General features: G+C 26.7%; 12 protein-coding genes and 1 pseudogene. 3 read left to right on the top strand and 10 right to left on the bottom strand.

Annotated elements, in window-relative coordinates; genetic code table 11:
* Positions 1-123 precede the first annotated feature (123 nt).
* From JOC62_RS09305 to JOC62_RS09275, 6 genes are all read right to left on the bottom strand, one after another.
* Entirely contained in the window at positions 124-852 is a 729-nt protein-coding gene (locus JOC62_RS09305) for an MBL fold metallo-hydrolase (protein WP_204594991.1), read from the bottom strand.
* A gap of 94 nt (positions 853-946) precedes the next feature.
* Complete coding sequence (locus JOC62_RS09300) at positions 947-1,879, bottom strand: glycyl-radical enzyme activating protein (protein ID WP_204594990.1); 933 nt, start codon at positions 1,877-1,879, stop codon at positions 947-949.
* Between the two features lie 112 nt (positions 1,880-1,991).
* Positions 1,992-4,403, bottom strand: coding sequence for a glycyl radical protein (locus tag JOC62_RS09295; RefSeq protein WP_204594989.1), 2,412 nt, complete (start codon positions 4,401-4,403; stop codon positions 1,992-1,994).
* Between the two features lie 981 nt (positions 4,404-5,384).
* Positions 5,385-6,398, bottom strand: coding sequence for a response regulator transcription factor (locus JOC62_RS19170; RefSeq protein ID WP_243425042.1), 1,014 nt, complete (start codon positions 6,396-6,398; stop codon positions 5,385-5,387).
* Between the two features lie 21 nt (positions 6,399-6,419).
* Positions 6,420-7,634 carry a PocR ligand-binding domain-containing protein gene (locus JOC62_RS09280; RefSeq protein ID WP_204594988.1) on the bottom strand — a complete coding sequence of 405 codons (1,215 nt, stop codon included), beginning with the start codon at positions 7,632-7,634 and terminating at the stop codon, positions 6,420-6,422.
* Between the two features lie 131 nt (positions 7,635-7,765).
* Entirely contained in the window at positions 7,766-8,353 is a 588-nt protein-coding gene (locus tag JOC62_RS09275; protein ID WP_204594987.1) for a hypothetical protein, read from the bottom strand.
* A 226-nt stretch (positions 8,354-8,579) separates the two neighbouring features.
* On the opposite strand from JOC62_RS09275, the gene JOC62_RS09270 reads away from it, so the two are divergent.
* Complete coding sequence (locus tag JOC62_RS09270; protein ID WP_204594986.1) at positions 8,580-8,723, top strand: hypothetical protein; 144 nt, start codon at positions 8,580-8,582, stop codon at positions 8,721-8,723.
* Between the two features lie 78 nt (positions 8,724-8,801).
* Here JOC62_RS09270 and JOC62_RS09265 read toward each other — a convergent pair whose 3' ends face one another.
* Positions 8,802-10,169, bottom strand: coding sequence for an FAD-binding oxidoreductase (locus JOC62_RS09265; protein ID WP_204594985.1), 1,368 nt, complete (start codon positions 10,167-10,169; stop codon positions 8,802-8,804).
* Between the two features lie 255 nt (positions 10,170-10,424).
* On the opposite strand from JOC62_RS09265, the pseudogene mscL reads away from it, so the two are divergent.
* Positions 10,425-10,865 (top strand): annotated as a pseudogene (gene mscL / locus JOC62_RS09260) (large conductance mechanosensitive channel protein MscL); the annotation flags it as partial.
* A gap of 227 nt (positions 10,866-11,092) precedes the next feature.
* Here the strand turns inward: mscL and JOC62_RS09255 are convergent.
* Complete coding sequence (locus JOC62_RS09255; RefSeq protein WP_204594983.1) at positions 11,093-11,914, bottom strand: nitroreductase family protein; 822 nt, start codon at positions 11,912-11,914, stop codon at positions 11,093-11,095.
* Positions 11,915-12,127: 213 nt separating this feature from the next.
* Here JOC62_RS09255 and JOC62_RS09250 point away from each other — a divergent pair, with 213 nt between their 5' ends.
* Positions 12,128-12,484 carry a winged helix-turn-helix transcriptional regulator gene (locus JOC62_RS09250; RefSeq protein WP_204594982.1) on the top strand — a complete coding sequence of 119 codons (357 nt, stop codon included), beginning with the start codon at positions 12,128-12,130 and terminating at the stop codon, positions 12,482-12,484.
* Between the two features lie 116 nt (positions 12,485-12,600).
* Here the strand turns inward: JOC62_RS09250 and JOC62_RS09245 are convergent, their stop codons facing one another.
* Complete coding sequence (locus tag JOC62_RS09245) at positions 12,601-13,017, bottom strand: MerR family transcriptional regulator (RefSeq protein ID WP_204594981.1); 417 nt, start codon at positions 13,015-13,017, stop codon at positions 12,601-12,603.
* Positions 13,018-13,571: 554 nt separating this feature from the next.
* Positions 13,572-13,799 carry a hypothetical protein gene (locus tag JOC62_RS09240; RefSeq protein WP_204594980.1) on the bottom strand — a complete coding sequence of 76 codons (228 nt, stop codon included), beginning with the start codon at positions 13,797-13,799 and terminating at the stop codon, positions 13,572-13,574.
* Between the last annotated feature and the right edge of the window lie 9 nt (positions 13,800-13,808).

Genomic DNA, 13,808 nt, shown 5'->3' with positions numbered 1-13,808 from the left:
TTATCCTATATATGTTATAAATATATAAAAGGATTAAGCTTTAGATAACTTAATCCCCTTTAAACAAATTCAAGTTCTTAAAATGTACTTATTATATCTTATGATGTTCTGAACATGTCTTTATTAGTTTATATTTTCTATCTTAAGCTCACTCTCTAAATATTCAATTAATTCTTCTTTAGTCGTATACTCACTATGTCCTTCAATACATATTTCAAAATCAATATTTTTTAAATCCTTAATTAATTTATATAATTTCTCCATACGGAAATGTGGCTCTCCGTTATACATATCTTCACAACAAGCATCTCCTAAAAATAAAACCTTTTCTTCAGGAATATAATAAATTGTAGAATCCTTAGAGTGGGATCCTCCTATTCTCATAATCTCGCAGCTAACTCCACCTAAATCTAAAGTTAACTCGTCATCAAAAACTATATCTGCTGTTCTTACATCTATGTAACCTCTATCTTCATACTCTTTTTTTATCATATTATCACAAAATTCAATTTCATAACCATTTCTAACTCTATCTTCCATGGATTTATCATCCCACTTCCATAAAGTCATTCTTTTAAGCTGGTTATTTGTTACTCTACTTGCAATTGCAGTTGTTTTAATAGAAGAAAGTCCAAACGTATGATCCCAATGCCAATGGGTAATACCTACATAATTTGGATACGGTAAATTATTCTTTTGAGTTTCCTCCATAAATGCTCTTACATGCTTATCTGAATTTCCAGCATCAATCATAAGAGAATATTTATTCCCTCTTACATAACCTAATACTGGTCTATCTTTTTCTTCATTATGTGGTAAGTAATATATTCTATTACTAAGTGATACTAACAAGTTTCTTCCCTCTAAATTTTTTAAAATTTCTTACTTATCTTAATTTTATACTATTTTTCTCATATAAGATAATCTACGCTAAGTCAGTAATCTTTTATACTGCGCCAATATTACACTTTACCCCTGTTTTTTCTACAATCTGCTTTAATTCTTCAATAAATTCATCATCTGGCGTTTTTATATCTTTTCCCATTTTATATTCTCGACCTATACAACTATATTTGTTTACTCCAAGTCTATGATAAGGCAATATATGCATCTCTTTTACCATTTTAAGTTCTTTTGCAAATTCAGCTATTTTCTTTATACTTTTTAAATCTCCATTAAATCCTGGAATCACAGGAACTCTAATTATCATATTAACTCCAAGGTCTGATATTCTCTTTGCATTTTCTAATATAATTTCATTTCTTTGACCTACATATTCCAAATGTTTATCTGAATCCATACTCTTAATATCTAAAAGAACTAAATCTACCCAAGGTATTACCTTACCTATAACTTCTTTAGATGTAAACCCTGTAGTTTCAATTGTTGTATTCCATCCCTTAGATTTACTCATCTTTAATACTTCAAGCGCAAATTCTGGTTGCATTAATGGCTCTCCACCTGATAATGTAATTCCTCCATTTGAATGTCTAAATTGAGTTTCATCCTTTTTAACTTCATTAATAACTTCATCTACTGTCATATCTTCACCTGACATTACAAGTGCACCTCTATAACAATCCTCTATGCACTCTCCACAGTTTATGCACTTTTCTCTATCTATTCTATATTTAGAACCGAAATCTATAGCATTCTCCTTGCATAATTTTGCACACTTCCCACAACTTATACAATTAACTTCGTTGAACATTAATTCACTATATTCATGTTGAGATTCTGGATTACTACACCAACGGCAAGATAATGGACACCCTTTTAAAAACACTATTGTTCTGACTCCTGGTCCGTCATTTACAGAAAATCTTTGTATATTAAAAACTCTTCCATGTTCATTATAATTAATATCATTATTTATCATGACTTTACTTATCTCCCCTTAAATATATAAGTATTTTATAAAGGCCCTGCATTAAGAAAATATTAAATTCAAAATATCTCTTTTAACGCAGAGCTTTAGTGTAACTTTTAATCTATAAGCATTGTTCTGTTCTCTTTATAATATCGTCTTGAACTCCTTTATCTAAACAAATGAATTGTGCACTATATCCAGCAACACGTACTATTAAATCTCTATATTTTTCTGGACTCTTTTGTGCATCAATCAATATATTTTTATCTATTACATTAAATTGTACATGCATTCCTTTTTTATCAAAATAACTTCTAATTAAAGCTCCTAAATTTTTAAGTCCATTATCCCCTTCAAGTGAGCGTGGATTAAACTTCTGATTAAATAATGTTCCACTAGGTGCACTAAAATGATCTAACTTAGCTACTGAATTTGCCGCAGCTGTTGGTCCATTTACATCTGCTCCTCTAGTAGGTGATACCCCATCTGCTATTGGCTCTTTTGCCCCTCTTCCATCAGGAGTTGCTCCAACTAGGCTTCCTAAATGGACATTATTTGAAACTGGATATAAGCCTGGTATAAATTTACCTCCACGTTGATTAGTATGTTTTTCAACTTCTGTACAATAAATAAGTGATCCATCACGAGTAAGTTCATCAACTTCATCTATATCATTACCAAATTTAGGTGCTCTATGAAGAAGTATCTCTTTAATATCTTCGTAACGCATTCTTTTATCGTTATCTTCTTCAAACTCACCAAAGTTTGTATCTATAGCATTTTTAAGTTCTTCTAATGTTATCTTCTTTTCTTTAAATACAAGCTTATCTATGGCCATAAATGAATCTCCAACATTTGCAACGCCAACTCCTAAAGGTCCTGAGAAACGATAATGTCCTCCACCTTCTTGAATTGATTTACCTACGCTTATACAATCATCTAGCATACATGATAAAAACGGTAATGGTGCTCTTTCTGAATGTGCAATATCAACACAATTATCTGCTGAAACCATGTTATTAACAAAATATTTCATTTGACCTTCATATGCATCAATTAAATCATCTAAGCTTTTAAATGAAGTAAATTCACCTGTTTTTGGTCCTACTTGCTTTCCACCATTTATTCCATTATTTATACTAAGTTCTAAAACCTTAGCTAAATTAAAGAATGCAGCATCATACCACCCATCTGTCTTTCCTGGTTTTTGAGGCTCAACACACCCTACAATACCATAATCTCTTGCATCTTCTAATGTTAATCCTTGATTTATTAACATTGGAATTATAACCTCATCATTATAAAATGCTGGAAGCCCTGTGCCTAAACGAGTCAATTCACATGTTCTTATTAAAAACTCCTCTGGAGTTTTGCTCCATATTCTAACTGAAAGAGAAGGTTGAGGTAACATTAAACTACCTGTTGCTTCAAGGCACATGTATGACAAATCATTTGTTGCATCCTTTCCTTCTGGAGTTTGACCACCTACAATTAAATTTTGGAACATTGAGTACCCACTAAAAGCTTTAGTTGTAGTCTCATCACGAACCTTTGTAAGATCATTAAATTTAACCCATAAGCAATCTAAAATCTCTATATCAAATTCCTTACTTGCAATCTTAGTGTCCATATCACTCTTATAATATGGATACATATATTGATCAAAACGAGCTGGAGATATTGCATGTCCATTTGATTCTAAGCTTATGATTAATTGTACAAACCAGAATGATTGACATGCTTCATAAAATGTCTCAGCTGGATTTTCTGGAACTTTATCACATATCCTAGCAATCTCAAATAACTCTTCTTTTCTCTTAATATCATCTGTCTTTTTAGCAAGTTCTATAGCTAGCTTTGAATATCTCTTTGCATAACTTATTGCAGCTTTGCATGAGATTATAACAGCATCCCAGAACTTTCTTTTTCTTATATAATCAGCAGAAGATTTATCTGCCTTATCTATTTCTTCTTTAACATCTTCAATAATACCTTTAAAGCCTTTTTCTAATACCTTTTTATAATCTACAGATACATGTCCAAGCCCGTTAAAATAATAGTTAGCTACAGTAAATACATTTGCTCCCATAGCTTCCTTTGTCTCTTCTGTCATATAAGACGTAGCAAGATCGCTTACAGTCTTTCCTTCCCAATATTTAAATACTTCTCTTAACTCATCCTTAGTCTTTTCTGAAATTTTAAAAGCATCAGACGTTCTACTTTCAAATTTTTCAAATTCATCAACTAACCACTTATTAGAGAATTCTGGGAAAACTTGAGCTGATCTTGGCTTTTTAGTTAAGCTTCCAACTATTAATTCATTGTCTCTAATAACTATAGGAATTTCATTTAAAATAGCTTCTAGCGCTTTTGCTTTACGAATAATAATAGGCTCATTTTCAGTTTCCTTAAATGAATTAGTTAATATGATAGCTCTCTCAGCTTCTATTTCTGGAAAAGCTGACATTACTTCTTCTTTTAACTTTGCCACTCTCTCAGTAGGTGTCTTGAATCCTTTTGCTAAAATATCCATATTTCATCCCCCTAAGTTTTATAGTAAAAACTAGCATTATAGAATACGTTTACTTTTGCTAGATTAATTTTTCTTACACCTTTATGTTATCTTAAATTCTAATATTTCTTTAATACTTAATTGCCTACTTTAGTATACTTTTTTTCTAAATTTATTTATTTTTTATAATTTTAAAATCTAATGATATTTTTTTATTTAAATATGTTAATTTTGTGCTATTTACCTTATAAAAATTTTTCACTCTAATATAAATGTTAATTTTTAGTTTATTAAGTGTAAACTTCCTCCTAAATTATCCATTTTTTAATATGTTTAGTGCTAAACTTATATATAACTTACAAAATTTAAAGGGGGAATACTTATACTAGATTACATATCATTTCTTTTATTTTTTCTGTTTTACATATTTATAATGTATAGGATGATTCATTCATATAGGCTTTTCAAAAATGAAGATTTCAGAATTTTAAGCGTTTTTAAAAAGAATATTTCTTTAAAAAGTTCTTCATTAACTACCAGATTTATTCTTACTACAATTATCTTTATTCTAGGCTTAATATCCACATTATTTACTGATAATAGTACATTTAAAATAATATTATTCTTCTCACTATTATCTACATCTGTTACTGCTAATAATATTTTGATAATAAGTAGCTCATATATATCAAACTTATTCTCTGTAGTTCCTATATCAAACTTAGACTATATCATAATAGAAGAGCCCTCATATACATCATTTAAATTAGTTTTTCATTCAAGAAATAATACCAAATATAAACCTATTGTATTATCCAATAAAAATATGAATCATATAAAAGCTACTTTAAGAGAATATGGCTGTGAAGTTCATGTATCTACTACATACAAATAATTTTATCAATTTTAAATATTGTTTTAGGATACTAAATTAATATTCTCTAAAAAATGAAACAATTTATTTTTTAATAAAAAGAACCCTTTTATAAAAAAGGGTTCTTTTTATGTATTCTTAAATTTTTCTCTATATTCTAATGGTGTCATTCCTTCTATTTTTTTAAAAACCTTACAAAAATAATTTGGTTCATTATATCCTATGTTAAATGTTAACTCACTTATAGAAATATTTGTGTTAGATAACATATGCTTCGCCTCTTCAATTCTTCTATTAGTAACATACCTATTAAAATTAGTACCCATATGTTTTTTAAAAGTCTTACTTAAATAAGGTGTACTAACTTTAATATGATTTGCTACATCTTGAAGCATTATATTACTTCTAAAGTTTTTCTCTATATAATTTAAAATATATTTTAATTCATAGTCACTACTTCCATCTTCTTCATTTATTAAAATATCAAATAAATCATCTAATATAATTATTAAATTATTCTCTATATCATTTATACTTGTACAACTCCTTAAAGTATTCTTATATTCTATAGCTTTATTTATTTTATTATTTCTAAAGGTAACAGCATCATTTATATCGCAAAGTATCTGCTCATAATAATCTTTAGCCACGCACATACTAAGCTCTTTTAAATTAATTATCAATTCGCCTAAGTTATCCTTAGACTTCTTATAATCACCTTCTCTTAAACCTTCAAGAAAATTATTCTTATTTTTATTAATACAATAACCTTTATCAGTATTTATAAATTCATCTAATACCTCAACTATTTTTTCAGCCCGTATAGGCTTCAAAATATAATCATCTACCTTTATCTTAAGAGCCTTTTTAACAAATTCAAAATCATCATAAATACTCATAAGTACTATCTTTTTATCATTATATTTCTTTTTTATAATCTTTGCCACATCAAACCCATTTATTCCTGGTATTGATACGCTTATAAATATAACATCTGGATTTAATTTTTCAGTTAGACTTAAAGCTTCTTCTCCAGAATTTGCTACTCCAACAACACGAGCATTCTTAAACTTTTTATTTATGATTATCTTTAATGCTTCTATTTCTAAATTCTCATCATCTGCAAGTATTACATTAATCATAAGACTCCCCCTATTTATCACTTAATTCAAAGGAAATTTTATTCTTATTATTGTTCCTATATTATCTCTACTAGCTATTTGGACTCTATATTTTTCACCATAACAATTTACAAGCATATCATTTATACCATATATATTTGCTCCTATAGTTTTCTCATTATAGATTCCATTCAATATATGAAATAATTCATTTTCTGAAATACCCATTCCATCATCTTCAATTGTTATTATGACATCATTTTCTAAAACTTCTCCATTTATAGATATAGTTCCCCCTTCAATTTTAGGAGCTAATCCCCTTGTTATTGAATACTCTATAAATGATAGTAAAACCATTGGAAGTATTTTTTTATCTTTTATATTTTCGTCTATATTAATCTTATATTTTATTCTATTTCCAAATCTTATTGATTGCACTTTTAGATATGTAATAATATTTTCTATATCCTCTTCTAATGTTACTTCACAGCCTATATTTTTGGAAGAATATCTAATTAAATCTGCTAAGTAATGGCTCATCTCTTTAACTCTTGGTGCATCTTCAATTACTGCAAGATTGGATATAGAGTTTAATATGTTAAGTTCAAAGTTTAAATTAATTGGAGTTTGTAATAACTTAAGATTAGAAATTAATAATTCCTTTTTAAGATTCTTATTTACCTGAATCTCTCTATTTAACTTTATATTGTTAAAATTCGCCTCTTCTTTTATTAATTCTAATTCTGATTTCTCTACTAATTGATTTATAAATATACTTACTAATGAATGTATAGATTCTATCTTTTTATAATCTATAAATTTAGTTTCATCATAATATTTCTTTAATTTAGAATTCTTTTTTATAAGTTTCATGCAATCTTTAGATTCTTTTATTATGTTAATTTCCTCATTATTTGTTCTTACCTGCCCAAAAAAAATAGCTCCAATATAGTGATTATTAATTATTATTGGTGTAGCTACATCAACTAATCCAGCTGGGCATTTAAACACATATGGTTTCTGCCTTATTGCAGCCTCAAGCCCTGCATGTGCATTTGCTTCGTAGCATAATTTCATTCCCTCTTTTGTACTTCTCATTTCTTTGCAAAAATCACAAAAGTTTGAGTATTCATTCATAGGCTCTCCTCTAAAATCTACTATGTTAAAAGCCAGTCCAGTTATTTCTGCTAACCTATTTTGAATACTTTGTAGTAAGTCTATATCTATTAAATTTTTTAGTTTTTTAATGCTACACATTTAAAATCAACTGCTTTCTTGAAAGTATAATTTTAGCATTTTTTCAATAAATAATTTAATATAATTATCTCATACTACCCTAACCTGTCAAGCTTTACACTAATTTTATTCCCTATATAAAATAGCACTATTTACTTGTTTAATTTCTTTTTGTTATATAGATTAAAGCTTATTAACCCTATATAAAATCCAACAAAATTTAATATAACATTATTAATATAAAATATATCTAATCTAGATATATAATTAATACAATTTATTACTAAAATATATATAAAGAAAATTATGATTAACCAGACATTAGTAATATTTTTTAAATTTAATTTCATTGCAATTCCAATGGGAATATAAGCTATTAAATTTCCTCCAATAACAGTAATTATACTTACCAAGTGACCTATATCTGAGCTATTTCCATCACCTAAGCTCATAACTTGTCTTACATATAAGTGATCCTCTTTAAATATAACCATCATTAAGAGTAAAAAATATGATATAAAAAATATATTTAATTCAAATTTAGTAACTTTTTTATTTATGATAATACAAATAAATAAATACATTATAATTCCAATAAAAATCTTTAAAGCTAATAAAGACACATCTGAAGTACATATTCTTAATCTAGTAAATATATTATCTAGACAAAGATAGAATATTAAAAATGTAACACTAATAGAAAATATAAATATTATTGTATTTTTCAAAATTTTATTCATCCTTATGTCACCTCCTAACCACAAATATTAGAATATCACATAATTAATATTTTTTTAACATTTGTAATACTTTTTTCATATTTAAAATACATTATAAAGATATTGCCTTTCCATATAATAAAGGATTAACTTCTATAAATCATTTTTAATATACATATAACGAAAATTTTTTTAAACTAGTAATTACTCTATATATACTATATTTATAATTTAGGAGGATATACTTTTGTATAAAGGTGAAGAAATAACTAAAACCTTAACAGGACATAACTTTGGAACAATTGATATAATATTTATTTTAGCTATTATCTTTATTATCTGCTTTGTAGGATACAAAATTTATAAGCTGAAAAAAATTAATATGAAATGATAATTTTTTTAATTTACTAATACCTTAAATAAAAAATGCTAGATTATAAATCTAATCTAGCATTTTTCTTATATTATTTTATATATTTTTATTGTCTACTGTTATTCCTTGTGGAAATTCAAATATATTCTGTGGATCATACTTAGTTTTTATTTCTCTTAACTTTTCTACATGATTTCCATAATACTCTTCTTCATAATTTGGAAGTTCTGCTATAGGGAAGTTAACAAATGATCCTGTAGTCATATCTTTCATATATTTAAATTGTGCTTTAACCCACTCTCTATTTATTGGTGCATATTTATCCTCTTCCCAAACTGATTGTAGTCCCATTATAAATTTAGCATCTCTATAATAAAAAGCTGTAGTATCTTTATCTATATCACATACTGCTCCTCCAAGCCCATAAAATGAAAGAGCTGCATATACTGACCCCTCAGGTCTATCTTCTACTAATTTAATTAGTTCTCTTATTTCCTCTCTAGTATAATCCCTACAAACAAATCTTCCTGTTGATTTGTATTTCTCGTAATCTGGATGACTATCTTGTATCTCTCTATTTGCATCCAATACAGTTATATAATCTAAGTCAAAATTTACTCTACTAGTAACATTTCTAAGAGGCTCTAAAACCTTATTAGCCTCTTCTTTATTACCATAAAATAATCCTGTGATACGTACTCCTCTTCCTTTTTCCTTTGAATTATATATTCCAGTCTTTAAGTTCATACGTCTATCTAATATTTTGTATGTATTTTGTAGAGTTTCAATTAAATCAATATTCTCTTCAATATCTATATGAGGATACTCAATGCTTATTAATGTGGCCATCTCAATCTTGCTTGGTAGGTTAAATGTCATAGAGGTAACTACTCCAAAGTTTCCTCCTCCACCACCTCTACATGCCCAGAATAAATCTTTATTTTCTACATCATTTGCAATTATAATATCACCTTTATAATCTATAAGTTCAACTTCTACTAAAGAATCACAAGCTAATCCAAACAATCTACTTGAATATCCCCATCCTGCCCCTAAAGCAAATCCTATAACTCCAACTGTTGGACATCCTCCTCCTGGAAATGGATATCCTAACTTTCCTGTAGCTTCATATAATTCTCTATTACGAACTCCAGCATTTATTGTAACTTTATTACTTTCTTCATCAATATGAATGTTATTCATCTTACTAACATCAATTACTAATACATCATTTCCTGTTGAATAACCTTCATAGTTATGACATCCAGATCTTACTCTTATTTCTACTTCATTTTCCCTAGCCCACTTTACTGCATTAATAATATCTTCTTTTTTTGTGCAATATACAAATACTAAGGGATACTTTTGAATAGCTCTATTCCAAGATAATCTACTCTCTTCATATTCAAAATCATCTCTTGTAATTATTATTCCAGTTAGTTTATTATAATCGAATTTTTTCATCTGTCTCACACCCTCTATAAGCAATTTTTTATTTATTATAATGGTATCATATCTTTCTTATATTTAAGCTTAGTTTTTAAAGTTTTATATAAATTTAAAAAAATTATTTTATGCATAACAAGAATTTTAATGTTATAATACCTCTAAGCATTTATTTTTGTATAATTTTTAATTTTATTTAATATTAATTGCAAATTAGATAAAATCAGATGATTATTATACTTTAAAATAATTTTAAAAGAAAGGAATTTTAATATGTGGAATGAATTTAAAAAGTTTGCTATGAAAGGTAATGTAGTAGATTTAGCAATTGGTGTTGTTATTGGTGGTGCTTTTGGTAAAATAGTTACTTCACTTGTTAATGATGTTATAATGCCAATCATAGGTAACTTAGTAGGTAAAGTGGATTTTTCTAATCTATATATAAATTTAAGTGGACAGCACTTTAATTCACTTAAAGAAGCTCAAGCTGCAGGAGTAGCCACTATTAACTATGGTTTATTTTTAAATAATGTCATAAACTTTTTAATTATAGCCTTCTCCATTTTTATAGTTATAAGACAAATTAATAAATTTAAAGATTTAACTATGAAAAAGAAAGAGGTAGTAGTTACTACTAAAGATTGTCCATATTGCTTTACTGAAATTGATATAAAAGCAACTAGATGCCCTAATTGTACTTCTATACTAGAAAACTATAATAATAAGCTAGAAAATGTTGATTCTAAACTAGAAGATACTGACTCTAAGTTAGAGGGTATTGTACATAAAGAATAAAAATAATGCTGTAACATTTTAATGTTACAGCATTATTTTTATTACCAGAACTTATACGTGTAATGTAGAGTTCTATAACTTGTGATTTTATATTTTAATTTAAATATAAGTACTGATCAACGCTATTAATTTTAAAAATTTCAATTTTACTTCCATGATATAACTGCATCTTTTCTAGGTACGGTTCTCTTATATGTTACATTTGGATATCCAATTACCATACAAGTAACTATTTGTTTACCTTCTTGCAATCCTAAGAATTCTCTAATCTTTTTATTATCATTTGAAGCTCTTACAAAAAAACCACTAAAGAATGTTCCAAGTCCTAATGCATCTGTCATAAGCTCCATATTTGAAGAAGCAAGTGCGGCATTTACTGGTGAATCTGAGACAACAACTATAATAGCTGGTGCTTTAAAGAACAATTTATCTTCCCCATCAGGGTTTTCTTTATGACTATTATACATTTGTAGCCACATTTGTGCATATCTCTTATATTGTTTATTTTGTTCGTCTTTGCTATTTAGAATATATTCACCTAGGTTTTTAAGACTCTCTAGCACTAATTCTCTTAATTCCTCTATGTTGTCTTTTACTACTATATATGAAACATTTTGGCTGTTACTTCCTGTTTGAGTGAATCTTCCCGCTTCTATAATTTTAAGTAATTTTTCATCTTCTACCTTTTTATCTTTAAAGTTTCTTATAGTTCTTCTAAATTTAATAAAATTAAGAAGATTTTCTGGTTCTATATTAAACGTTTCTTTATCATATTCTTTTACGTCATCCATATTATATTCATCTGTAGATACTGCATTCTTTGGACAAACTGCTATACAGTGTCCACATTTAATACATGTAACATTATTTATTTCAGCTTTTTTATCTACTATTTGAATGTCATTAACAAAACAATCCTTTGCACATAATCCACAACCTATACACTTTTCCTTATCAACTTTCATCATAACTCTGATACACTCCTCTTATCTTTTATAATCTTAATTCCAATTTTTAATCCTAAGTTTATAAATGATTTACTATTAAAATAATATTTATATAAGCTAGCTTTACAATGATTACTTTTTTCTATAAGCTATTATAGTAACTCAATTAATGTAAAACAAGTACTGAAAGTTTATTAAGTAGGTAACAAAAAAGTTAGTAATGGAGGTTTACTTATGTCTGATTGTAATATAAAAAATTATTCTGAAAGAGAGTTTGCAATAAAATATGCTTTAAATATATTAAATGGAAAATGGAAATTACAGATTATGTGGGAAATTTCTAAACTTGGCACTATAAGATTTAATGAATTACAAAGAAATTTAGATGGTATTTCTAGTATTATGCTATCTCGTTCTTTAACTGAACTTGGTGAGCATAATTTAGTTTCAAGAAAACAATATAATGAGATTCCTCCTAGAGTTGAATACACATTAACTGATCTTGGTAAATCTTTATGCCCTGTACTTCATGCTCTTGAAGATTGGGGATATAAAGTTTTTAAAGAATCAAATAATATTAATGATAAATAAAATTCACTAAAATCAAGCCCTTAATTCATTCTTTTTCCATTAATGAATTAACATTGGTAATAGATAGATTAAACTCCTCCCTTTTATAAATTTTGAGAGGAGTTTTTTATTTAATATTATTTCATTCTTATCTTTTGAATTTTGCACTTATTTTTTACGAAAGCTTCTGTTCCATCTTCGCAAGCTGTATCGTAATACTTAACTTTTTCATTTACTTTTTTAAGTTCTTTCATAAGTTGAGATATCTTATTTTCTACTGCTTTTTTGTGATCTGTAACTATAGTTCTTCTAACTTCTAAAGTTGAGTCCCCTTCTTTTTTAAGATCCATATAAGTCTTTATATCCTTAATTGGCATACCAGTATTTTTAAGACAACAAACTATAGAAATCCACTCTAAATCATCATCTGAAAAAACTCTGTTTCCAGCTTTATCTCTACTTACGGTTGGTAGGAGCCCTTCCTTCTCATAGTATCTTATTGTATATGTTGATAAATTTGTTTTATTTGCCACTTCTTTAATTGTATATTCCAAAAGCTACCCCTCCCTTAATTATGACTATATCATAATATATTGGAGAAATTTATAAGTCAATCAGTAATTTTAATTAAAATATAAATAAAATATATAAATAAAATTTATTTATATACCTAATTTTCAAAATATTTATCAGAAAATTTATTACATAATTTTTTCAAATGTAAAATATACTTATATTAATTCTTTATTTAAGTAATAAAAAACTTATCAGAATCTACTTATTATAATTTTATAATTCTATTTTAAAATAGGGAGGTTGTGTTTTGTCTGTGATTCAGTGTTATATTTTCATGCTATTTATTCTTGGAACCATGTATTTTATAATGAAATATATGGGTAAGGATATCCTTGGCAAGATGTCTTGTATATTCTTATCAATCTTTGGCTTGTTATTTGCATTTTATAATTTATTTGAGCTTCATTTTGAGTTTTTAGATCTTATACACAAAGCTAGTAACATAATTAAATAATATATAAATTATTAAAAAGGTTGTCATATTGACAACCTTTTTAATATGTTAAATCCTTAAATATACTAAAATTCTTTTCTATTTAAAGATTGTAATCAATGAAATTAGTAATTTAATAGATATAAATGTACATCCAAAAGCAAATATAAAATTGCTACATTTATTAATTAAATTTGCCTTAGAGTATAAATTTAATGATTTAAGTATTCCATTTATAAAAGCAAATAAACCACATATAAATACTATCATAATTAAAAACTTTAAATTTATTATATTCATAGACGTAGCAATATCTAATTTATTCATAAAATCACC

The sequence above is a fragment of the Clostridium sardiniense genome (assembly GCF_016907995.1).
Taxonomy (GTDB): domain Bacteria; phylum Bacillota; class Clostridia; order Clostridiales; family Clostridiaceae; genus Clostridium; species Clostridium sardiniense.
The sequence above is the reverse complement of the archived record's forward strand: the minus strand, read 5'-3'. Positions and strand labels throughout refer to the sequence as shown.

Coding starts and splice junctions, on each gene's coding strand:
- JOC62_RS09300 (WP_204594990.1), bottom strand. CDS start 1,879: ATGATAAATAATGATATTAATTATAATGAACATGGAAGAGTTTTTAAT.
- JOC62_RS09295 (WP_204594989.1), bottom strand. CDS start 4,403: ATGGATATTTTAGCAAAAGGATTCAAGACACCTACTGAGAGAGTGGCA.
- JOC62_RS19170 (WP_243425042.1), bottom strand. CDS start 6,398: ATGATTAATGTAATACTTGCAGATGATGAGAATTTAGAAATAGAAGCA.
- JOC62_RS09280 (WP_204594988.1), bottom strand. CDS start 7,634: ATGTGTAGCATTAAAAAACTAAAAAATTTAATAGATATAGACTTACTA.
- JOC62_RS09275 (WP_204594987.1), bottom strand. CDS start 8,353: ATGAATAAAATTTTGAAAAATACAATAATATTTATATTTTCTATTAGT.
- JOC62_RS09265 (WP_204594985.1), bottom strand. CDS start 10,169: ATGAAAAAATTCGATTATAATAAACTAACTGGAATAATAATTACAAGA.
- JOC62_RS09255 (WP_204594983.1), bottom strand. CDS start 11,914: ATGATGAAAGTTGATAAGGAAAAGTGTATAGGTTGTGGATTATGTGCA.
- JOC62_RS09250 (WP_204594982.1), top strand. CDS start 12,128: ATGTCTGATTGTAATATAAAAAATTATTCTGAAAGAGAGTTTGCAATA.
- JOC62_RS09240 (WP_204594980.1), bottom strand. CDS start 13,799: ATGAATAAATTAGATATTGCTACGTCTATGAATATAATAAATTTAAAG.